Genomic DNA, 24355 nt, shown 5'->3' on the forward strand with positions numbered 1-24355 from the left:
AACTTAATGTTCCATTTTTTTTATTCTTCAATTGACTTAAAGACTGTATCAAAATCAAGATTATTATTTTTCATAATATAATCATCACTTGCACGTCCAATAATGTTTTTTCTAAATGAGAAATCTTTAATTAATGTATTTTCAAATTTAACTCTAATAGAAGAGGCTAAGTTATTTTTTGCAAAAACAAGTTCATATGTATAAATTTGTTTATTATCATCAACTAATTGTTGAATTAAATCCTTATCAATAGGGTTTAAAGATACTGCTTTAACTAATCCTACATTTAAATTGTTTTCTTGAATGTATTTTTTTAGTTTTTCATATGAAGAACCATAAGCAATGACAACTTTGTTTGCATCAACATTCACATCATAAGTTCATTTATTTAAATCAACTTTATTTTCAACATTTTCAATTAAATCTTCAACTCTAATAACTTTAGTTCCTTTATAATTTAAATCAAACAATGCTTTATTAAATTCACCAACAGTTGAGGGTTGGTAAATTAAAATACTTTCAAATGCATTGTACATGTTTAAATCATAAATACCGTGATGACTGTCACCAATTAAACTATAATTTGCACCAGCAATTATTATTGTTAGGTTAGAATTGTTTCTTATAAGATCGTGTACTATTTGATCATAGGTTCTTTGAAAGAAACTAGAAGCTATAATTAAATATACTTTTTTACCCAAGTTAGCTGCAGCTGCAGCTTCTATCATAGCAATTTCTTCTGCAATTCCTGCATCAATTATTTGACCAGGATATTTTTTTGCAACTTCAGATAACCCAAATGCATACATCATTCCAGCCATATAAACATATGAATTTTTATCTTTTAAAATTTCATCCAATTGATTTACAAACACTTCAACTGATGAAATAAATGTTTTATCTTGTGAAGGTGTGTAATTTTTTGGATAAGTATAGTGTAAAGCTTGTTCTGGCGTTAAAACTTTATATCCTTTAGCTTTTTCACTATTAACTTTTACAAAAACATTTTTGCTTGAAGATTCAAAGAATTTTCAAGCTTTTTCAAGTTCATCAAAATCATGACCATCTTGAACTTCAATATAATCAAAATCCATTCCTTTAGCAATTAATTCTCAGTTTAAATAGTTAAATTTATTAATACCAATTCCTTGTTTGTTATCATTTAAAATAAATAAACCTTTATTTTTTAAATCACTTGCAAAGTTAAGCATTCCTCCAAGTCCAATACTTGAAGCAAGTGAACCATCACCAATAACTTCGATTACAAGTTCGTTATCTATTTTTTTGTATCCACTAGCTCAAGCAGCACTAATTGATGTGTGTCCACCAGAGTAGGGGTCACCTTCATGAGTTTCTTGAAAAATACTATATCCATCAATCTTGTGCATATTTTCAAAAATATCAAATCTATCTGTTAATCTTTTGTAAGAATAGGCTTGGTAACTAGTATCAAATAAAATTTTTGCTTTATCTTGAAAATGTTTTAGTAAAGAAACTGTCAATTCAACAACTGCCAAGTTACTTCCTAAGTGACCACCATTAGCTTCATTTTCTGCAATAATAGCGTTTCTTAGATCTTGTGAAAGTTCTTCTAAACCTTGGTTGTCAAGATCTTTTAAATCATTAATTCCTTTATAATCTTTTAATAACATTTTAATATCTCCTTTATTGTTATTTTTAATATTCTATATTAATTTGTCAGTTATTTTTCACCAACATATCATTATTGTATACCCTTAGACTTACTCTAAGTCAAGTCTAAAAAATAAAAACCTGCAATATTTTGCAGGTTTAAGATTATACATTTTCTTTTATTTGGTTTTCTTGTTTTTTATCATCTTTTTTTACTTTATCATCTTTTTTATCGTTATCTTTTTTTGCAAGATCTTTACTTTTGTAGTGGAAGAATTTTGGTTCTTCGTGTTTGAATAATCTAACAATATTTTGAGAGTGTCTTACTATTAAAATTACTGTTGAAAGAGTAATTATAATATTAATTGTTAAGAAACTATCATAGAAAGCAACTCCACTTCATTTGTGGAAACTGTTGAATCATACAAAGTAATAACCTTTTTCATATACTTCACTAAAGAAAGTAAATCCATTTAATTCAAATGAACTTCCTCCAGAAACTTGAGGAATTCACATTAACATTGCAATTATTATTGCTCCAAATATTGAAGAAATACTTACTCGTTGGAATAACAAAATTAAAATAATTCACACCAATACAAATCCAATACATAATACTCAGTTAGTTATCATCATAATTCCCAAGAAACAACTAACAGCTTTTCCACCTTTAAATTTATAATAAATTGGATAACAGTGTCCAATTAAAGTGAAAAGGGCAGGTATTATAAAACTTGTTTTATTAAATAAATCATTATCTATTAATGTAAAAGCAATTGCTATAAATGCTGTTGCCATAATTTTTAATGAATCAAGCAGCATTATAAGAACTCCTCATTTTTTTCCTAAAATTCTACTTGCATTTGTTGCACCAGCATTCTTACTCCCAACTTCTCTAACATCTTGTTTTGCTTTTATTTTCACCACTGTAATAGAGAATGAAAAACTTCCTAAGAAGTATCCAATTACAGAGGCAATTATTGTACCTATGTACACATTGCTCACGCCTTTCATTGATAAAACCTTATTTAATAATACTACAATTAGATATAAATATGCAAGAAGTTAGTGTAAAATAGTAAAGAAATAAAAAATATTTCTACGAGGTGTTATCATGGATTTAAAAAATAAAATTAATTTAAACAAAATAATATTAGAACTATTTAAAAGTGACAGTCAAGCACTTTTAGCTTGAGATGAAATTGACATTAATGACGAAATCAGAGATGAAATTTTGGGTCTTGCAAAAACAAATAACCTTAAAGTTATTTTTGAAGGTTTATCAAACTTACTAGAAAAAAACTTATCAGATGATGCATTTGATTTTAGTTTAATGTTAACTTTATTCCTACAAAGATATAATTACTTTTACAGAACAGAAGTTGAATGAGAAAAATATTGTTATGAAGTAGGAGAAGTTGATTTCAAAGATCCTGGAACATTCTTTTTAGATTACATTTCAATTTTTTTTGAAAGACAAATTATTTTATATACAAATAGTTATTTAGAAATAATAAATGATTCAAAACTCAAAGAATGAAACAAAGTTTTTTATGAAAGAATAGTTGAATTAAATGAGGAAATTCTTGAAACAAAAGATTTTCAAGTAAAACTTTCAAAAACAGAGCAATTGGTAAGATTCTTACAAGATACAAAAAACATTTACTCTTCTCTTGAGGGAGTTGGGGTTGAAAGTGAAAAACAAGAATTTCTTGCACATTCAAATGAAGTAAAAATAGTATTTCAATCAATGAATCATTTAATAAATCAAATTTTAATTCTGGTTTTAGCACCAACTAATTAGGAGAAAAAAAACATGTTTGAAAAATACAATGATATGAGCACTGATCAAATCAAAGAAGAATTGACAAGAATAGAAGAACAAATTGAAATTCTTAAAAAAAGTGAAAAAGAAATTGAAAAAGCAGCTAGAAAAAATCTATTTTGATGATTTTTTCTACCATTATTTGGTTTCTTTGTATTTAACTCATTAGTTTCAAGAAGAAAACGCGATACTGAACTTGGAGTTAGATTAAGTGAAGTTAAGGGCGCTATGATAACTTTAGAATTAGAACAAAAATATGTCGAAACAAAAATTTTAAATAAATAGAAGTACATCTAACAATGTACTTTTTTTATTACCAAAAACAGTGGGGGAAGCTTATAAGTGGATAGGGGGGTATAAATGTGAGTAATTTTGTGCTATAATCATATTAAGATTTTCAAGGAGAAAAGTATGAGCAATAAAAAGATTTTTGAAATGGATGAAAACTTAAGATTAAGAACAGACAGAATTTATGTAAATCAAACAATTTTCAACTGTCAACATCCACAACTTGCATTCGATAGAAGAGATGATCACATCAAATGTACAACAACTGGTTGTTGAAGAGAATTTTGACTAAGAACTGATGCTGAATACTATACCTTCAAGGATAGAATGATTGATAAATTCGATTTTGAAAAAGCTGAAAAAGAATTCAAAAGACAAATTAGACTTGCAAAAGCTAAAGCAAAAAAAGAAAAAGAAATTAGTGATAAAGCAAAAGGACTATTATAATAGTCCTTTTTTTATTTAATTAGTCTATAATATTTTTTGAGGGAGAGATATTATGACTACAACCTTTACATACAATAATATGACCATGATTATGCTTTATTTGGATGAAAGCATTGCATTGGTTGGAGATTTTGAAAATTGAAACGAATTTGAAGACAAACAAATCGAAAGATTAAAAGAAATTGCTAACAAGAAAGGTTTAAAAACAACTCTTTTTGTACCAATTAAAAATGAAATACATTCAGCTATTTGAAACCAAAACAATATACAAAAAAAAGCAGAAGCAGCAGGAGTAGATTATTTAGTATTTTATATAGATCATCAAATGATGAGAATGAATACCGATGAAAATTTATTTAAAAATATTGATGGTTTTTTAAAAATTAAAGAAATTTTAATAGCACAAAACTATTGTTATAAACAATCAGATAGATTTAATTTTGATTTTTATAGAGAAAATTGAAAAGAAAATTGTCATATTGAAGGTGATTTTTATTCAAAAGCAGACAACACTGAATTAACTTCACTTTTAAAAGATTGTAAATTTGATGAGTTTAAAAAACTTACAAATTTAAATTACCAGTTTAGTGGGAGAGTAGTTCAAGGAAAACAACTTGGAAGAACTATTGGTTTTCCAACAATTAATGTAGTAACTGATGAAATTTTACCAATCAGTAAAGGTGTTTTTGCAGTTGATGTTTATTTAGAATCAACTCAACAACATTTTATGGGAGCTGGATGTTACTGAAAAAACGAAATGGACGAAGAGGTTTTTGAAACATTTATTCTTGATTTTGACAAAGATGTTTATGGGTGAAAAGTTGACATAACTTTAATTGAAAAAATTAGAGATAATTTAAAAATCAATTCACTTGATGAATTAAAAGAAACATTGGCAAATGATGTAGAAAAAGTAAGAAAAGTTAAACCACTTTTTTAGGAGAAATTAATGGAAAATAAATTTTATTTAGGTAGTCATGTTGGGATGAACTCAAAAAACAAATACTTAATAGGAAGTGCACAAGAAGCTATTGATAATGGTGCAAATACTTTAATGTTTTTTACAGGAGCTCCTCAAAATACAATAAGAACTGCTACAGAAAAACTAAATATAGAAGAATTTCAAACTTTATTAAAGGACAATAACATAGACATTTCTAAAGTTATTTGTCACGGTCCTTATACAATAAATCTTGCAAATACTGTAAAACCAGAAACCTTTGAACTTGGTGTAAGACTGTTGAAAGAAGAATTAATTCGTCTTGAAGCAATTGGTGTACACACTGTAGTTTTACACCCCGGAGCTGCTGTTGGAGCACCCAGAGAGCAAGCGTTAGAGAGTGTTGCTAACGGATTGAACCTAGTTTACAAAGAATTGCCAAATACTCCAGTAAAAGTTGCGCTTGAAACAATGAGTGGAAAAGGAACAGAAGTTTGTATTTCATTTGAAGAAATGAAATACGTTTTAGACAGAGTTGAAAGAAAAGATATGGTTGGTGTTTGTTTTGATACTTGTCATATGCATGATGCTGGTTATGATGTAAAAAATAACTTTGATAAAGTTGTTGATGAATTTGATCAAACAATTGGTTTAGATAAATTATTGGCAATTCACTTAAATGATTCAAAAAATCCAATAAATGCACATAAAGACAGACATCAAAACATAGGATATGGTTATATTGGTTTTAAAGCTTTGGCAAGTGTTGTCCACAACCCTTTATTTAAAGAAATACCAATTTTACTTGAAACTCCTTGATTAGATGAAAAAACTAGTCCTTATAAAGTTGAAATTGAGATGTTAAAAGAAAACAAATTTAAAGATAACTTTAATTTAGAAATAATTGAAGACTAAAAAAACCAGGTAACCTGGTTTTTTATTTTTTTTAACCTTTGATTTAATTGCTTTTTTCTTTTTTAATTATAAGATTGATTTAACAAATGATTTTTTATTATTTGTCGAAAGAAAATTAAAACATTTAATAACACTAAAAAAAATATTAATTATCAAGCTTAAAAATAAGATCAAAAAAGTTAAAGGGGAGTAAATATGAAAAAAGAGCTTGAAAAAAAAGAAAAAAATACAGAAAAAAGCAAGTGAATAATTGGCGGATGACTTGATTGTGCTTTTGAAATGATATTAACAGATATTATTATTATCAACCTTATTAGAATTATAAAAGAGGTAAATCAAACACATTTTTGGATACTCCCAATATGTTGTTATGTAATTTTGATTACAAATATTGCTAACAAGATCAAAATTTATAACAAACTTTATGTTAAAGAAAGTGACCAGATATTATTTAAAACCACTCTTTTCCTTTCTTTTATTCCAATTATTGGTTTTCTATCTTGATTTTTATTTGTAATAAAATTAACAATAAGTAACTATAAAATTGATGATTTAAAATATACAACCAAAAAAAGCAATATCTATCTATCATTTATAATTGTAGATTTAATTTACATAATATTTACATTTTTCTTGATAGGTTCAATGCTAGATGGTTCTATAAATAATTTATTTAAAACTATTGAATCATTTGATGTAGTTGCACGTGCATTATTGATAGTTTGATTTTATTTATTTTCAATCTTAATAAGATTTTTCTTATTAAGAATTGGTAAAAAGAAAGAGATATACAGTAAAAGAAAATATGTATTCTTTATTATTGTGAATTGTTTACCCTTAATAAATACAATATATGCCATTGTTTATTTAGAAAAGAATTATACAATAGAACCTGGAGAAACCAATTTACCATTAGAAAATGTTATTTAAAACCAGTTAACCTGGTTTTTTATTTTTTCCATAATTATTTCAAAAAAATGGAAAAAAAACTATAAAATAAGGGTGAAGGGGAATAAAAATGAAAAGAATATTGCAAATATTAACTGTTTTCAGTTACTTAGCAGTATCAACAACTACTGTTGTTTCTTGTCAAATAAGTTCAAGAAGTAGTGGTACAGATAATGAAAATGAAAACAGAGAAGCTGAAAGAGCTTATAGAAAGTTATCAAGATATTTAGATGAAGATTATTATTTGGAAATTCTAAATGTTAAGGAAGTGTATGGTTTTTTAAATACATTTTTTAGAGATGATAAAAATTTTAACGTTACTGAAAACATAGTAGTAACGAAAGATTCGTATGCAGATAACAGATTTACTTTAGATTTCAAAAAAGCTAATGGATCTATTAATATGTATTTTGGCAATAAAACAGATATAAATGAGAAAATAAAAAATCCAAATTTTGGTGAATTAGACTTTAATTTCACCGATGAAAATCAAATGAAAGAATTTTTAACACAAAGTTATGATTTTTTAAGTTTCATAAATTCTGATGATTACATTACCAAAATTTTAACAAATACTAACTATAACTATTTCAATGGTATGAAAGTTGATTTAACAGGAGAAAATATAAAAAATAAATCTCTTGATTTTTATAAAAACAAATATGGGGGAAAACTTGAAATTTCATTTAGTCCAAAAATGAGAATTGATAAATTTTTTGATTATCATGTTGGTTCAATTTCAAACATAAGTAGTGAAAAAATTTATAATTACTATTCAACTAAACCAGGGTTTTCAAATTTATACTCTGAGTACAAAATAACAGAAAAGGATTTTAAAGTTGAAGATGTTGAAGAGGGGACATTAATAAGCTCAGATACAAAATTAATTGGTTCTCATTTGTTAAATGCTGATAGAAAAATCTATCATAATTTAGATGAAATTAATTTAAAATCAGTTATTAACTCAAAAGGAATACCAGAAGAAAACGAAATAGCATGAACAGATTTTATTTATAAAACAATAAGTGAAAAATTTAAAGTAGAAATAGACGAATTAAAAGAACTAATAAAATTAAATATGAACCTAAATGATAAAACTTTTAAAGTCGAGCCAAAAAACACTAACGAACAAAGTATTTTAGTTTTTGAAGGTTCATGAAGTGGTAAATTATTTGGAGCAAAGCATGCAAATGAAGTAATCAAAAATACTCAACTTGGAATTATCAGTACAGACGATTTAAAACTTGAAAGTGGTAGTTTTAATTCTAGAAATATAATTAAATTTATTGAAAGTAGAAATGATTTAGATAATTATCAAAGTTTAGAAAATAATATATCTTTTAAAAATGATTCGAAAAATAATAATAAGATAGTAATACAGTTTTTAATTCCAACCTCAATTAGTAAAGACTTTCTAGTTGGTGAAATAACTTTTAGTTATACATTGCTATTTTCATGAAGTGGATGAGAATATGAAAATACTTTTAACCAAAATTTATATAGATATTTTAGTGCAATTACAATAAATAGTAATTATCAAAATAATCTTGTTATATGATCTGAAAGAGAAAATAGCTCTAACAAAAAAATACTATATTACGAATCAAATAAAAACCCTATAGAAATTGAGATGGGAAATAACTTTGATAATTCTAAAATCAAAGCTATGTATTCAATTGAATTTGACAAAATTCTCTTTGAAATGACTGATGGTTTTTACATAATAAACATGAATTTTGAAGAAGTAACCTATAATAAATTTTATGAAAATGACAATTCAAATTTATCAATTAAAAGTGTAAAAAAATATGATGAAGACATTATTTTTTCAAATGAACAAGGTATATTCAAATTTGGTGAAGATAAAGTTGAAAAAATAATAGAAAACTATTCAGTAAATTACTTTGATATTAATGATAATATTTTAGTCTTTATTACAACTACTGGATCTGTTTATTACAAAAAAATGGATGAGAATTCAATTAATTTTATTAAAGAATTCGATGACACAGGTTTTGTATTTATCAAAAACAACACAATACACATAATTTCAAAAACAAAACAAAACACTTGAACTTATTGACTATATGAAATTTCTAGCAAAACACTTTCAGATAAACCAGTTTATTTATATATTCCTACAAATTTAAAAGGTGCTTATATGAGAGAAAATGGTGAATTGTATTTCCATTATCTATCACTAGGTTCTCAAGGAGCAAAACAAGAAACTTATGGTTTAACAACTAATATAACAAAAAATGATTCGACTTTAGAATTTGGTGTTAATGTTACCAAATTAACCCAAACAATAGTTGAAGGTAGATTAAAAGGACCAGTTTATTTACAAAACCATAGTTTTGAAACAAATGTCTATGACAATACTGTTTTTAACAATCATTATATAAGCATCATAGAAGATAGAGTTGTATTTACTTGACTTAGTAGCGAGACAGACCAATATTAATTAAATTTTTAAAAAAACAGCAAATTATTTGCTGTTTTTTACATGTAAAGATCCAATTTTAGTTGTAAAACTCTATCTAAACTTTTAATATTTTTCAAAACTTTATCTGTATTTGTTTGGTCTATTAATTGTAATTTTTCTTTTTGTTCATTTATTACTAAATAAATATTTGTTAAGAATTCTACTCAAATAGAGTTATTTTGTTTATATTGTTCCATTTCATTAATGTCAATTTCTGCATCCTTTAAAATAGATTCTAAAGACATTTTATATTTTGAAACACAATAACTGTTCATAACATCTAAACATTGTTGATTAAAGTACAATTCTCTAAATTGTTCTAAAATCTCTACACAAATATCATTTATTTGATTGTTATTCATTAAAGGTTTTTCTTTCTGGTTTTTTCCCAATAAGTGAAAAAGGGTTTGCATACCAGTGGTATCATCAAAAAAATCATCGCTCATAAATAAATTTCTCCTTTATTTTAATATTATTATAATGTAAAATTAATCTTGAAATAAGGTGAAATAAATGAAAAAAATATTAGGAATTTTAGCTTCATTATCATTTGTAGCAACAACAACAGGTAGTTTAGTTGTTGCTTGTGGAGCTGTACCTGTAAATAATGAATGAACTGGTGTAAATACACTTGAAAGAGTTTGAAATAAAAGTGCTGTTAAGACTATTTCTATGAGCACAATTGTAGATGAAGAAGAAAAAATTGATGAAGCAAAACTTAAAGAAGAAATAGGGGACTTAATTTCATTAAGATTATCTATGGCTTCTCAAGAAACTTTTGACAACATTAGAAGCGATGAAAATAGTGATGCTGCAACAAAAATTAACTATCAATTTTTGTTTGCAGACAGAGTACTTAATTCAGTAGATGAAATTCAAACAATTTTTGACAATAGAAGTCCTGGCGATGATAAATATTATTCAGTAAACTTTAGTTTTAAAATAAGTCAAGGTGACTCAACTGCTCTTGATTGAGCAACTTTACCTCAATATGATTTTGTTCTTTCGAATAAAGGAACAATTGCTTCAAATGGACAATTAAATAAAAACTCTGAACAAATTGGAGAAGATAACTACTTTAAAGTATTCTTACCATATAAAGTGAATGATGATTCACTTACAACATTTAACTTAAATGATGAATATTTAAAAGTAACTTACGATAAAACTTCAGGTACAAGTGGTTTACTATACACAAATGTAATTAATAGTTTTTTGAGTAACTTAAACAATGAAGATTTTGTTTCAACTCCTTCAAGGGTATATTCTCAAATTAATTCAAAAGATTTTAAAATGAATTGAATTACATTAAATGCAAACCAAGCTATCAACAGAATTCTTTCAAGAGTTGTAAACTCAACTGGAAGTGAGTTGGAAAACATTGGTATTAAACCAGAATTTGATGGTTTGTTTGACGCAACTAAACTTGAAGGTTCAATTACAATTGGAGGACAAAGATTTACAATTAAAACTCCAATTGTATTAATTTCATCAAATACTGATGAAGGAAACACAACTGAACCAGAAAATCCTGGAACTCCTACAGATCCAGAAGAACCTGAAAATCCAGATGAAGGAACAAACGGTTAGTTATATACAAAAACTATGCAATTAATGCATAGTTTTTTTATCATTAAAAAATCTTTAATATAATTTTGTTATAATAAATTTAAATAACTAAGGGAAAATCAAACATGGAAAATAAAAGCATAAGTTTTTTAAAAAAACAAAGAAGATATACTGTACAAATTATTTATAAATTAATAATTTTACAAGACGATACAGCTAGAATGAAACAAGAAATTCTTGATGGATTACAACTTTCAACAAAAAACGAAGAGATAATTCAATACATTGAAAATGTAATTGATAAATACTTTGAATTAAGAGATGAATTAGAACCATTATTAGAAGAAAGTTGATGATGAGAAAGATTACCAATGATGGTAAGAGCAATCTTGATATCAAGTTTATATGAAATTAAATATTACAATACACCAAAAGCTATTGTAATTGATGAAGCTATTGAAATGGTAAGAGAATTTATACCAAGTTGAGAAACTAACTTCATTAATGCAGTACTAGACAAAGCTCAATATTAAAAGAAGGGTAGAAATTATGGGAATAAAAAATTTAAAGGAGTTGAATTCTGAAGTAAGTAAATTTAGTGCAAATTCAATAAATGATATTAAAAAACATTTCATGATTGAATTTGTTAAATATTTTTACAAAACTAAATTTAATCAAGACTTTGGAAATCAAAAAAATTATTTAACAAAAGGATTTTGTGATTTTTTAACATTTAATTATGTTAATTCCTTTTTAACATCTTCATTTGATAAAAACAATTTTAAATTGATCTCAGATTACTTAAAAACTTCAAAATTTTTAATAGAGAAGAAAAATATTAGAAACGTATTAATAATAACTGCAAAGAAAGTTGATAAGTTTGATAAAAACATCACAGACTTTGTAAACGAAATAACACAAACCAATAAGTGAAATGTAAAAATCAGAAATATTGAATGATATAACACAAAACACTTTCAAGAAGATATTCAGCATTCTCAAAAACTTGAGAATGCTGAAGAAATTTTAATTAAACATTTTAAAAAATTTGATAAGAATTTATTTAATGAAATTACAGAAGAAAAATTTTCTCATATTAAACTTGATTATGAAGGTATGTGAGCCAATTTCTTCACTAGAAACGTTATTCCTTCATTTGCAAAATATCTTTTTACACCAAAAAATGTAGAAAATGATTCTAATAAAGAAATGATTAAAAAAGTTCTTAATTCAATCGAGCCAGGTACTTTAATAATTTATTTAAATAACGTAAAAGTCAATTCTTTATACAAAACAGCTTTCTTGGATAACGTTGATGTGTTTGCAAAAACGGTTAAAAATGATTGTCCAGTTTTAACTGTTGGAGATTATGAAGAGTTAAATCTTGTAAAACTATTAACAACCAATAACTTCAAAAATTTAAATGAAGTTTTAAATTATTTAAACCCTTCAATCTATGACGTAATTGAAGAGGAGAAAGTGGTTGAAGAAGAGAAAAATGTTGAAAACAACATTGTTCCAAAAGATAAAGATACTTTAAACATGTATTGAAATGAAATTTTGGAATCAAAAAATTTAGATACAACAGAAGATAAAGATTTCTTTGTCGATGAAAGTGATTTATTAAAAACAGTTACTTTCAAGGAACCTGTTGATCTCGTAAATATAGAGAATGAAAAGAAATTTAAACTTTCTGAGCATTTTAATAAATTTTATGACGATAGTAATTATGAGGATGAAAAAACTTACTTAAAAACTCTTAAAGAATACAAAAAGAACTTCAAAGAATTCATTAAATTCTTTGAAGAAGCAATTGTTGGCATAAAAATAACTTCAAATAAAGTAGATAAAGTAGCTCAAAATAACTTTAGATCTAAAATATTTGAAAAGAACTTCGATGAACTAAATAGATTTTTAGATTCAAAAAACATGCAATTTGAAAGACAATTAAGTTCCTCATTTATTGAATTACAAGATTTGCTAAACTTCTATTCATTATATTTAAAAGTGAAAACATCACTTTTTGAAATAGATTTTATAAATGCAAATTATTAGAAAGTTGGAATTAGTTTGGATATTATGTTCTTAAAAGTTGGAGAACTTAACAGTCACTTAAAAGAATTTCTTGAAGGTGCAGGACAATTTAAAAATATCAATATTAAGGGTGAAATTGCAAACTTAACCCTTAACAGATCAGGACATATCTATTTTTCCTTAAAAGATAATGAAGGAAAAATAGATTGTGCTATTTGAAAATCAAACGCTCATAAATTTATAAATTTAAATCCAAGTGAAGGTACAGAAATTATTGCAACAGGTTCATTAAGTTTCTACAAACCTTCAGGAAAAATAACTTTTACAATAGTAGATATCAAAATTGATGGTGTTGGTGAACTTAATTTATTATATGAAAAAAGAAAAAATGAATTACAAGCCAAAGGTTGATTTGACCAAGAGTTTAAAAAGCCAATTCCTAAGTTTCCAAATAACATAGGGATAGTTACAGCAGCAACAGGGGATGCTGTTCGTGATTTAATTACAACAATTAAAAGAAGATATCCAATTTCAAACATATTTTTATTTCCTACTTTAGTACAAGGAGATGAAGCAAAGTTTGATATTGCAAAAAAAATCAAAAAGGCTAACCAATTCAATCCCCCTCTCGATACTTTAATCGTTGGAAGGGGTGGGGGAAGTTATGAAGACCTTTGATCATTCAATGAAATGGAGGTTTTAGAAGCTGTAAGAGATTCTAATATTCCAATTATTTCTGGTGTTGGTCACGAACCTGATTACACATTAATAGATTTTGTAGCAGATAAAAGAGCTTCAACCCCAACAGCAGCTGGTGAAGCAGCCACCCCAGATGTTTTGAATTTAATAAATGCATTAAATTCAAAACAACAAGAATTTAGTAAAACCATTCTTACAAAGACTTCTCATTTGAGAATGCAATTTGAAAATAGTATTCATGCTTTATATAATAATTTACAAAATAAATTCAAAAATCTAAAAATCAGTTTTAAAACAGAGGTTGAAAAACTCTCTTCATCATTTGATAACAAAATAAATGTTATAAAAAAACATTTAAAAACCGATTTAACCTCACTTCATTCGAGTTTAAAAACTAAACTTGAATTATATAAAAGAGAAGTTAAAATGTTGGATGAAAAACTAGAAATTTTAGATCCAAGAAAACCTTTAGAAAAAGGTTTTGCAATAATAAAACAAAATAATAAAATTGTTTTTAGTATTAACGATGTTGATAAAAATAACAATGTAATAGCACAATTAAAAGATGGTCAAATTGATATGAATATCATAGATTTGATTAAGGAGGAAGAATAATGTCAGATAAATCATTTACACAATCTTTAGATGAAATTAAAGAAATTACTAAAAAACTTAACGATTCAAACACTTCAATGGAAGATTCAATAGAATTATTCAAACAAGGTACAAGTATGATTAAACATGCAAAAGAACAGTTAGAAACTATTGAAGGTACTGTAAAAAAAGTGTTAGAAGATAATAAATTAGAAGATTTTGAATAAGTACTTGTACTTATTTTTTATTTAATCACCTTTATTTAATGTTTATTAAAGGTTAAAAAGTGTTATTATTATATAAGTTAATGACAAATTGGGAGGAAATCATGAAACTAGATAAGGTTATCAATTTTAAAGATGTTTATAAAAATCGAGATATAAACGAATTAAATGAATTATGTGATGACATCAGAGAATTTTTAATAAATAACGCTCAAATCAAAAACGGTCATATTGGGAGTAGTTTAGGGGTTGTTGAGCTAACTGTAGCTCTTTTAAGCCAATACAATTGTGATGAATCTATCATTTTATTTGATACAGGACACCAATCTCAAACATATAAAATTTTAACAAATAGAAAAATGTTTTTTGAAAGTATGAATAGACTTAGAGGTCTTTCAAGTTTTCAAGAAATGCAAGAAAGTAAATATGACTGAATAAGTAACGGTCATAGTGGTACTGCACTTGGTTATGCTTTTGCATATGCTCACTCAAAAACAAGAGAAAACATAATATCTGTTGTTGGTGATGCTGTGTTTTACAGTGCATATAATCACGCAGGACTTGTAAATTTGGCAAATATTAAAAACAAAACAATCACTATATTAAATGATAATGGTGAATCAATTGGAGAAAATGGTATTAAAATTCAAAACCCAGAACTTTATGTTAAAAGTCTTGGTCTTGATTATGTATATTGTGAAGATGGTCATGATTTTAATAAATTATTTGAAGCATTAGATAAAGCTGATGCTTGCAAAAATCATGTTGTTGTTCACGTTAAAACTATAAAAGCAAATAAATATAATGGTGAAAAACCTTTAGCTTTTAACCACACAATTGCAGAAGATACAACAGGTTCATATCAAGAAATGATAGCTGAACAAATTGAAAAAATCTTTGATGAAGATTCAATTTTAATAAGTCCAGGTATGATTAATTCAAGTTTATTTACTAAATTACAAAAAAAATACCCAAATCAAGTTATTGATTGTGGGATCAATGAAGAGTTATGTGTATTAATGGCTTGTGGATTTGCAAAAGCAGGAAAAAAAGTGTATGTTTCAATTTTTTCAGCATTTTTCCAAAGAACATTTGACCAATTAGTTCATGACGTTATGAGAAATAACCTACCAATAGTATTTTTAATCGACAGAGCTGGATTAAATTATACAAGCGGAGTAAGTCATCACGGAATTTATGATGTAAGTTTAATCAACAACTTTAAAGATTCAGTAATTTTCCATCCTTTCTCATATAATGACATTTTACAATTAAAAAATATCATTAGAGAAGTAGATGACAAACCTTTATTTGTAAGATATGAAAAAGGTAAAGTTGTTGATATGGGAGAATATGTTTCTTATGGTGTTGGAAAATGACATGAGATAATCTTTGACAAAAAGAATACAAAAACTTTAATTGCTTATGGTCCAATTTTAAAAGATATGTATGATTACATAAAAGAACATAACTTACCATTAAACTTAGTAAATGCAAGATTCATAAATCCAATTGATTTTGAAATGGTAACAAAGCATTACAATAATGATTTATATATTTATGAACTTGTTATTGATAGAGCAAATCTATTTGTAAATATCCGATACTTTACAAGAGAAAAAACTTCTACTTACCAAATTAACTTAAAAGATAGAATTATTTCTCACGGAAGAAAACACAATGTTTTAAAATTCTTAGAAATGGATATTGAAAAAGTTATAAACCATATTATGAAAAAATAGGCTTTCCTATTTTTTTATTTTAGTCGTGTACCAGTTAGTTTAATAATCTATTTGGTATAATATTTTTGAATTAGTGGGGTGATTTTGTGAATAAAGTTCAAGATAAAAACTATTTTTTAGAAAAACTATCTAAAGATAGGGAAATTAATGCTTTACTTGAAAATGAAAGTAAAAAAAATATATCAAACTTTTGACAAAATCTAAACGAAATTAGAAACTTACTTCACATTAAAGAAAAAACAGATAAGAAAATTTATGAAGAATATAATAGACTTATTGTTATTCCAACAGGAAGTGAAGAGACATTGATTCGTGAATTACATCAATTCAATAAAGAAATGTATGATTGACCTGAATTTTATACACTAGATTTTCCAGAACCAGAAAAGAAAGAGATAAAAAAACCAAAGTCATTAATCAAAGCAGAAACAAGAAAAAATATTTTGAATTTATCAAACCCTTATGTTCAAGATTCAACTTTTGAATTTGAACCAACAGTTGAAAATATTAAAGCTCTCGATAAAGAAACAATACAAAAATTATCTGACAATCAATTAAAAGAGAGTCAAGACATTTGAGATAAAACAATTTTAGATCCTCTAAGAGATGATGACTTAAAATTCTTTGAAGCAAAATTGAAAGACGCACCAGTTATTACTACAGAATTAAAAAGAGGAGATTGACTTTCAGAACTTCAAGATGACTTTGGAGTAAGGTCAGAAATTTTAGATGTTGATGAAAAAATATTTGTAGACTCCGAACAAGAAAAACAAGATCAGTTAGATGAAATTAAACATCAACTTGAAGAAGGACAATATGGTAGATTAAATTTATCAAAACCAATGTCAATAACTTGTACAAAGTATATGAAAAAACTTGAAGGATTGAAAAAAGGTTTTGTCAAAAGTTATGGTTCAGAACTTTTCAAAAGAATTAGAGACATGATTCAAGAAGAAAATGATATGTATGAAAATATTGATAGAGTTAGAAAAATTGAAAAATTGAAAACTAAAAAATTGAAACTTAAAAAATCTACAATCAAACAACAAAGACTTAAAGAAATGTTTAAAGTTAAAAAATAGGAGAAGTATTTATGAAACAAAGATTAGATAAAATATTGATGGATAAAAATCTTTTTGATAACAGAAATAAAGCAAGAGGATTTATAATTGATGGAAAAGTAATTATTGATAATTTAAAAATTACAAAACCTGGAACAATGTTTGATCCAGAAAAAATAAATATTCAAATTATTAATAACGAAAAAGAATATGTAAGTCGTGCTGGTAAAAAATTAGATAAAGCAATTAAGTTTTGAAATATTAATTTAGAAGACAAAGTTTGTTTAGACATTGGAAGTTCAACTGGAGGTTTTACAGATTGTTGTTTAACCTTTGGAGCTAGTTACGTTTATGCAGTTGATGTTGGAACCAATCAATTAGATTGAAAATTAAGAAGTAACGAAAAAGTTAAGTCAATGGAAAAAACAAACTTTAGAATTGTTACTAAAGATTTTTTTGATAAAGAAATTAATTTTTTCTGTTGTGATGTAAGTTTTATTTCTGTAGAAAAAATTTTATTTCCTCTAAAAGATATTGTTGAAGAAAATGTTGAAGGTGTAATTTTAATTAAACCGCAATTTGAATCTGATAAGGAAGACGTAAAGAATGGAAAAATAAATTCAAAAGAGGGTCATAAAAAATCTATAACTAGAGTTATGGATTTTTGTAATCAAAATAATTTTTCAGTTAATGATATTAACTTTTCACCAATACTTGGTAACAAGAAAAAAAATATTGAATACTTATGTTGAATTAAAAAAACAAATGAAGTAAAAAATATTTTTGAAAAAAATAATATTGACAACTTGATTGATGAATGTTGAAAGTATTTCGAAGACCATGAAGAATAATCGAGTAATCTTTTTATTGGACATGGATGCTTTCTATGCAAGTTGTCATATTGCAGATGACCCTTCTTTAAAAGATAAAATACTTGTAGTGTCTTCTCCAAATAGAAGATCTATAATTACAACTGCAAGTTACAAAGCAAGAGCATTTGGAATTAAAGCTGGTATGCCTTTGTTCAAAGCACAAGAACTTTGTAAAGATGTTTATCCAGTTCATTCAAACTTCCCTTTATATATAAAATTTTCTCAAAAAGTTTTTGAGGTAATTTCAAAAAACTTTTCTGAGAAAATTGAGGTTGCTTCAATTGATGAATGTTATATTGATGTAACACATGTTTGAAAAAAATTTGGTTCAGTAAAAAAACTTGCAGATAAAATTAGAGAAAAAGTTTTTGAAGAAACAAGATTAACTTGTTCAATAGGAATAAGTACAATAAAATTTTTAGCAAAAAGTTGTGTAGACTTTAACAAACCAAACGGAGTTAGTTTTCTTTTACCAGATGAAATTGAAGAAAAGTTATGACCACTTGAAATTAAAGAAATGTATATGGTAGGTGAAGCTACTGAAAAAATTTTATTAGAAAACAATATTAAAACTATTGGTGATCTTGCTCACAGTGATTTACAATTGGTAATAGATTTATTAGGTAAAAGAGGTTACACACTTTGACATTGAGCAAATGGTATTGGTGATGATGACGTTCAAGAAGAATCAAATGAATTAAAATCAATTGGTAATGAATTTACTTTAAACTATACTACTAGTAATGTTGCAGAAATTGAAGAGATGTTATACGAATTAAGTTTAAAAATTTCTGCAAGAGCAAAGATGAGATTTTTAAAAGGAAAAACAGTATCTGTAATTTTAAAATATGAAAATGATAAATCTGAAGCTTTTAATTTAAAAGAAAGAAAGAAACATGCAACCAAACAAGAAGCTCTTTCTTCTCCAACAAATGATTGTGAAGTAATTTATTCAATAGCTAAAGAATGTTTTTTTGAATTATGAAATGGAACTCCAATTCTTTTACTTGGAGTTAGACTTACAAAATTAATTGATGAAATTAATATTAAAAAACAACTTTCATTTGATGACATAGATTTAAATGATCGTTTAAATCTAAACGATGTTGAAAATATAATTTATGACATGCAACTAAAATTTGGTGAAAAAAATATTTTCACTGGTGATAAACTAATTAAGTATAATGATAAAAATAAAGGTCAAAGTAAATACTTAAAGAATGATTCAGTACATATTTCTAATCAAGAAATAATTGATAAATGAAAAAAATAGGGTAGGGGGGTAACTTTGGAAAAAATAAAAATAGATGAGTTAATTTTAGAATTAACTTCAGCTCACAGACAAATAAGTAGATTATGTTTTTCTAATGAATTAAAACCTGTAAAAATTTCAATTGCCCAAAACTCTAGATCAAGAAGTAAATTAACTTTAGGAGATTTTAGAGGTAATAGTGGCTATGTTGATGGTGATATGCAAATCACCATCTGAACACTTTGCCTAAACGGAGACCCCTTTCAGCTTTTAGAAACTTTAATGCACGAAATGGTTCATCAAATAAATCATCAAAACAACATTAAGGATTGTGAAAACAACCAGAGACATAACAAAAAATTCAAAGAAGCTGCTTTGAGAGCAGGCTTATTAGTTGAAAGAGATGAAAATCCTAATAGAGGGTTTACAAATACCAAGTTATCTGAAACTTTAAAAGCACTGTTAAGAGAGAAGTTAGATCTTAATTGAGAAGTGTTAAAGTTAAAACATTATGATGCTTTGTATTATGAACCTATAAACTACAAAAGAAGAAGAACATATACTTGTAAGGGGTGTGGGTTAGTAATAACAAATAGTCGAGTATTAAGACTTAAATGTCTAGATTGTGACCTTGAATTAGTATAATATATTAAAAGTGTATATTCTAATATACAAAATATATATGTATATAGATACATACAGACACATATATAGATATATATATAAAGTTTTAACATTTATTAGCAATAAATACCCCCATTACCTATTTATATGTATAATAAAAAATGATAAAATATATAATAAACTATTGGGGCTAATTACTACTTTTATATTTAGCAAGGAGGAAAAAAGATGGCAGCATTTTCACCTAAATTTTGTTCAGTTCATTTAGCAATTCATGTTTGTGAACTACAAGACATTACCTCTCAGGTAAAAGGAATTGAAAACGATCTTGGAGCTAAGGTAAGAAGATTACACGGTACACAAACTGAAGAAGAGCGTCTTGCAGAAGAAGCTAAAAGACAACATGCTCCTGGAACTTTAGGAGATATCCTTGCAAAAGCAAAGCAAAAAAATCAAGAAGAAAAAGAAAAATTTGGTGGTGGAAACGGTGATGATCAAATGACAGCTGTTCCTGAAGAAGAAATAACAGATAGAATGGCTGCTTTAAGAAGAAGAATGATGGGTGGAGGCGCTGAACCTGCTCCCACCGCTCAAGATTTACCCCCTTCTCAACCCTCTTCTGGTGGTGGATTGGGCGATGTAATACAAATGGCTCGACAACACCAAACAGATAACCCAGAACCTGAATATAAGGTTCCTGAGCGCTCAAGAATTGGCGAAGAAGGTTATGAAGCACCAAATTACAATAATAATTCACAAGAGCCCTCATATGACGAATATGACCTTGATTCATTAAATGCAGATATGCTTGAAAACTCTTTATCAAGTAAAAGTGTATCTGTTAAAACTAGCTCTTCTGTTGAAAAACCAAGAGTTATAAAGATAAAAGATGAAATAAGAGAAGCTGAAGAAAAGGTATTTTCTGAAGCAGAAACACAAGAATTAATACAATCTGCAGTTAAAGAAGCTTTAAAACAGGTTGGTTTACTTGGTGATAAGAAAAAAACTACTACAACTAGAAAAAAAACTACTAAACCTTCTAACACTACTCCTAAACCTGCAGCTAAAAAACCTGCAACAACTGCTAAAAAAACTACAAGCACTGTTAAAAAGACAAGTACTGCTAAAAAAACAGTTGAGGATGATAACTTTAAGGTAGATAAATCAAAAATACCTAACTTAAAAGAAGAAAATGTAGAAAATTAAAAAGTAGACAAAAATGTCTACTTTTTTTGATCTCTAAAATCACTTTGTAATTTAAGTACTAGATTGTCAATTTTTTCATAGAATTCTTCAAAATCTCCATTATTTTCTAATACATAATTAAAAGGATATCCTTTTAATCTTTCATTTTGATATTCACTAATTGATTTGATTTCTTCAATATCTCTTGCATCACGTTTTTGTACACCATCAATTCGTTGTTCAAAATTTTTAGTTAGCAATACAGTTCTATCAAATTTAACATTCAATCCCCCTATTATTGCAGCTTCAACAACTATAACTCTAACATTTTTAGTTTTTTTGATTAACTTATTAATTCTTTTAGATATTAAAGGCCATATTATTGAAGTAAATTTATCATTTAATTCTTTATTATTAAATACTTCAGTTCTTAATATAGATCTATCAATTTGTCCTTCAACCAAAGCATGAGGAATATCACTTTTAAGAAATTTTATAACTTTTTTATCATTAATAACTTCTTTAGACACTTCATCTGCTTCAATAACTGTGGCATTATACTTTTCTTTAATGTAGTTTAATAACGTTGATTTTCCTGCACCAATAAAACCACTTACCCCTATTACTCTCATTAAATTACCCCCTATTTTGATATAAAAAAATCATTTCTATTATTGAAATGATTTCATTATATTAATTATAAATTATTTTACTTGCATAATTTGAAAATTTAGATTTAATTGGTGACATCATTTCGATTGCTTCTAAACAAGTTTCACGATATTTATCATAATCTTCGCTTCTTTTTGCTTTATCTAAACGTTTTACAACGTTTGCTTCATCATCGATGTGTTTAAAGTTAGATTCAAGTCTTTCTCTCAAGCAGTAACCAACTTTTGCCATCAATTCTTCTCTTCTAAATGCTATTGCAAATATTTGTTCAACAACACTTTCAGCTTCTAAAATATCTCAAGCATCAATTGCATCTCAATATTCTTCAGTTAATTCTTCTAAATCACTTAAGTATCTTCCAAAGACATTAACTTTTGAGTTATCCATAACATTTTCAATTAAAGAAACAAATCTTTGGTCAACTCCTGTAAAGTCTTCGATAATTTCTTCTATATCTGAACCTACATCTTCTCAATCAATTTTTGCTTTTTTATTTGTAATTCTGTTTAACTCATCTTTTGCTTGATCATATAAATCAATTTGAGTATTTTTAGAAAGTTCAAGCATTCTTACAATTGATTTGTAGAATGCAATACATTTTGCAGAATCACCAACATTTGCACCCATTGACATTGTTCTTGAATCATCAAAGTTTGAAACTTGCGCTCTTGAAGGTTTTTCTTTGATACGTTTTTCTTTGATACGTTTTTCCTTTGTAGGTTTTTCTCTATTTGATTTTTCTTTAATGTATTTTTCTTTTTTAGTTTTTGGTTTTTTAACATGATCGTATTCAGTTGAAAGATTTGTTCCAGTTGAAGCATCAATATCTCTTAGCACAGCTAAGTTGATTCTTCATCAAGCACATTCTCCAGCAATTGTTCCAGCAAAAGCTAATGCTAGGAATGGAATAAAGATAACTGTTGGAACAAAAATTCATAATCATTTCATAGCAACATTTTCTTCAGCTGTCATAACATATCCATCAAAGAATCAAGCAAGTGTTGGTCAATAGAATTGTTTGATATTACCATTAGCCATTAATCTATCTTGAATTTTTTCAAGAGTATCTTGGTCACTTGCTGCAGGAATTCCTTTAAGTGAAAATTCTCAAACAACCCCCATTTGGAATGGACAAGCTGCTAAAAATGATATTGTTGAACAAAAGAATAATAGACCAAATCCAACTCAAGCAATAACCATTGTTAATTGGTAACTTCTAATTGGTCTAACAATTCTTGCAACACCATTTTTTGTTTTGTTTTGGTAACCTACTGCATGAATTATTAGTCTTAAAATTAATAACCCAGCAACACTTCCACCAACAATTAATGGAATAAAGAATAAAATTCAGTTAGATGGTAAAAATACAAATTTACCAGTTTCAGGATTTTTTCAAACGAAGTGTAAGAATGATGAAGATTTTTCTCCTAAAGAAACATAACCTTTATTAGAATAAATGTTTCATAAGTAACTAAACCCAACAAATTGAAGTCCAGGTCTGTTACCTTTTAAAGCTGGAGATATCATCATCATTACACCAAATAAAGCATAAATAACACAAAAAATGATTAACATTATAATCATAAATTTAGATTTTTTGTTTTCTTTTAAAATCTTAATGCGCCCCATGATTTATTTACCCCTATTTAAAAAATAATCATATATATTATATATCAAATAAAATAAAAAATATTATATATTACAAAATTTTTAGAAAAATTACAACCAAAAAACTGAAAATATTTTATTTTTTCAACCTATTTGTTTCTAAAAAATTAATTTTATTGTTATACTAAATTTATTATGAAAAGAACATTTCCGAAAATGATTAACTTATTAAATATTTTAATCATTACCAGCATAAGTTTTACTGGTAATGATTTTTTGCTTTATTTTTGTGCTTTAGCACTAACGACATTTATTTTAATATTAAATCTTAAGATCTTGTTCTTAAATTCTTGAAAAATTGATGAGAAATATTACAAACTAGATAAACAAAAACTAAAAACATTATTAATTTTTACTTTTATATTTTTATTGAATCAAGGTTTTTTAGTTTTATTAACCACAAATATTAACAGTAATGTTTTACTTATCCCAAATTCTTTAGCTTTTTCCTTTATTATTATTTGTTTAATTATAATTGCCATTTTTTATTTAACTATAAATTCAATTTTAAGTTCTATAAAAACCTTTAAAGATATATACTTATCAAACAAATTTAGAAATAATCGCGTAAATATTTATTTGATATTTTTAATTATTGAATTAACTTTAAAAAATTTATTTTTAGCAAATCATAAAAACCATAACTTATCATTTAAATTAAACATCTTAAAATTTAATA

At 26.1% G+C, this 24355-nt stretch carries 23 protein-coding genes; 18 read left to right on the forward strand and 5 right to left on the reverse strand.

Annotated features, from left to right (window positions below; all coding sequences use genetic code 4):
* Positions 1-20: 20 nt before the first annotated feature.
* Positions 21-1652 (reverse strand): 1-deoxy-D-xylulose-5-phosphate synthase N-terminal domain-containing protein, encoded by a 1632-nt coding sequence (locus tag SCHIN_RS03440; RefSeq protein ID WP_166508244.1) that lies wholly within the window; start codon positions 1650-1652, stop codon positions 21-23.
* A 145-nt stretch (positions 1653-1797) separates the two neighbouring features.
* The gene (plsY, locus tag SCHIN_RS03445) at positions 1798-2646 is read right to left on the reverse strand and encodes a glycerol-3-phosphate 1-O-acyltransferase PlsY (protein WP_166508245.1); all 849 of its coding nucleotides are present in this window, start codon (positions 2644-2646) and stop codon (positions 1798-1800) included.
* A gap of 100 nt (positions 2647-2746) precedes the next feature.
* Between plsY and SCHIN_RS03450 the strand changes: the two genes are divergently transcribed.
* The 7 genes from SCHIN_RS03450 (at position 2747) to SCHIN_RS03480 (ending at position 9459) form a co-directional block, all read left to right on the forward strand.
* Positions 2747-3436 carry a hypothetical protein gene (locus tag SCHIN_RS03450; protein WP_166508246.1) on the forward strand — a complete coding sequence of 230 codons (690 nt, stop codon included), beginning with the start codon at positions 2747-2749 and terminating at the stop codon, positions 3434-3436.
* A gap of 12 nt (positions 3437-3448) precedes the next feature.
* Positions 3449-3742, forward strand: a complete 294-nt coding sequence (locus SCHIN_RS03455; RefSeq protein WP_166508247.1) for a hypothetical protein — start codon at positions 3449-3451, stop codon at positions 3740-3742.
* Between the two features lie 126 nt (positions 3743-3868).
* Positions 3869-4192, forward strand: coding sequence for a hypothetical protein (locus SCHIN_RS03460; protein WP_166508248.1), 324 nt, complete (start codon positions 3869-3871; stop codon positions 4190-4192).
* A gap of 52 nt (positions 4193-4244) precedes the next feature.
* A complete protein-coding gene (locus SCHIN_RS03465; protein WP_166508790.1) occupies positions 4245-5132 on the forward strand; it encodes a riboflavin kinase in 888 nt (295 codons plus the stop codon).
* 9 nt (positions 5133-5141) lie between these two features.
* The gene (locus SCHIN_RS03470; RefSeq protein WP_166508249.1) at positions 5142-6047 is read left to right on the forward strand and encodes a deoxyribonuclease IV; all 906 of its coding nucleotides are present in this window, start codon (positions 5142-5144) and stop codon (positions 6045-6047) included.
* A 195-nt stretch (positions 6048-6242) separates the two neighbouring features.
* A complete protein-coding gene (locus SCHIN_RS03475; protein ID WP_166508250.1) occupies positions 6243-6977 on the forward strand; it encodes a hypothetical protein in 735 nt (244 codons plus the stop codon).
* 88 nt (positions 6978-7065) lie between these two features.
* Positions 7066-9459 carry a hypothetical protein gene (locus SCHIN_RS03480; protein WP_166508251.1) on the forward strand — a complete coding sequence of 798 codons (2394 nt, stop codon included), beginning with the start codon at positions 7066-7068 and terminating at the stop codon, positions 9457-9459.
* A gap of 38 nt (positions 9460-9497) precedes the next feature.
* On the opposite strand, the gene SCHIN_RS03485 is transcribed toward SCHIN_RS03480, so the two are convergent.
* Positions 9498-9926: a hypothetical protein gene (locus tag SCHIN_RS03485; RefSeq protein ID WP_166508252.1), complete on the reverse strand. Its 429-nt coding sequence runs from the start codon at positions 9924-9926 to the stop codon at positions 9498-9500.
* A gap of 67 nt (positions 9927-9993) precedes the next feature.
* Between SCHIN_RS03485 and SCHIN_RS03490 the strand changes: the two genes are divergently transcribed.
* From SCHIN_RS03490 to SCHIN_RS03540, 11 genes are all read left to right on the forward strand, one after another.
* Positions 9994-11070: a lipoprotein gene (locus SCHIN_RS03490; RefSeq protein WP_166508253.1), complete on the forward strand. Its 1077-nt coding sequence runs from the start codon at positions 9994-9996 to the stop codon at positions 11068-11070.
* 104 nt (positions 11071-11174) lie between these two features.
* The gene (locus SCHIN_RS03495) at positions 11175-11582 is read left to right on the forward strand and encodes a transcription antitermination factor NusB (RefSeq protein ID WP_166508254.1); all 408 of its coding nucleotides are present in this window, start codon (positions 11175-11177) and stop codon (positions 11580-11582) included.
* A 16-nt stretch (positions 11583-11598) separates the two neighbouring features.
* On the forward strand, positions 11599-13104 hold the full coding sequence (locus SCHIN_RS03500; protein WP_166508255.1) for a hypothetical protein: 1506 nt from the start codon (positions 11599-11601) through the stop codon (positions 13102-13104).
* Between the two features lie 24 nt (positions 13105-13128).
* Positions 13129-14397, forward strand: a complete 1269-nt coding sequence (gene xseA, locus SCHIN_RS03505; protein ID WP_243745728.1) for an exodeoxyribonuclease VII large subunit — start codon at positions 13129-13131, stop codon at positions 14395-14397.
* Positions 14397-14603 carry an exodeoxyribonuclease VII small subunit gene (gene xseB, locus SCHIN_RS03510; protein WP_166508257.1) on the forward strand — a complete coding sequence of 69 codons (207 nt, stop codon included), beginning with the start codon at positions 14397-14399 and terminating at the stop codon, positions 14601-14603. Before xseA ends, xseB begins: the two co-directional genes overlap by 1 nt.
* Before the next feature lie 101 nt (positions 14604-14704).
* Positions 14705-16342 carry a 1-deoxy-D-xylulose-5-phosphate synthase N-terminal domain-containing protein gene (locus SCHIN_RS03515; RefSeq protein ID WP_166508258.1) on the forward strand — a complete coding sequence of 546 codons (1638 nt, stop codon included), beginning with the start codon at positions 14705-14707 and terminating at the stop codon, positions 16340-16342.
* A gap of 86 nt (positions 16343-16428) precedes the next feature.
* Entirely contained in the window at positions 16429-17424 is a 996-nt protein-coding gene (locus SCHIN_RS03520; RefSeq protein ID WP_166508259.1) for a hypothetical protein, read from the forward strand.
* 11 nt (positions 17425-17435) lie between these two features.
* Positions 17436-18254 (forward strand): TlyA family RNA methyltransferase, encoded by an 819-nt coding sequence (locus SCHIN_RS03525; protein ID WP_166508260.1) that lies wholly within the window; start codon positions 17436-17438, stop codon positions 18252-18254.
* Entirely contained in the window at positions 18244-19548 is a 1305-nt protein-coding gene (locus tag SCHIN_RS03530) for a Y-family DNA polymerase (protein WP_166508261.1), read from the forward strand. Before SCHIN_RS03525 ends, SCHIN_RS03530 begins: the two co-directional genes overlap by 11 nt.
* Positions 19549-19563: 15 nt before the next feature.
* On the forward strand, positions 19564-20172 hold the full coding sequence (locus tag SCHIN_RS03535; RefSeq protein WP_166508262.1) for a SprT-like domain-containing protein: 609 nt from the start codon (positions 19564-19566) through the stop codon (positions 20170-20172).
* 207 nt (positions 20173-20379) lie between these two features.
* On the forward strand, positions 20380-21357 hold the full coding sequence (locus SCHIN_RS03540) for a hypothetical protein (RefSeq protein ID WP_166508263.1): 978 nt from the start codon (positions 20380-20382) through the stop codon (positions 21355-21357).
* A gap of 17 nt (positions 21358-21374) precedes the next feature.
* Here the strand turns inward: SCHIN_RS03540 and coaE are convergent, their stop codons facing one another.
* Entirely contained in the window at positions 21375-21968 is a 594-nt protein-coding gene (coaE, locus tag SCHIN_RS03545; RefSeq protein ID WP_166508264.1) for a dephospho-CoA kinase, read from the reverse strand.
* 61 nt (positions 21969-22029) lie between these two features.
* Complete coding sequence (locus SCHIN_RS03550; protein ID WP_166508265.1) at positions 22030-23637, reverse strand: hypothetical protein; 1608 nt, start codon at positions 23635-23637, stop codon at positions 22030-22032.
* Positions 23638-24355: the final 718 nt, after the last annotated feature.

Source organism: Spiroplasma chinense (genome assembly GCF_008086545.1).
In the GTDB taxonomy this organism is placed as follows: domain Bacteria; phylum Bacillota_I; class Bacilli_A; order Mycoplasmatales; family Mycoplasmataceae; genus Spiroplasma_A; species Spiroplasma_A chinense.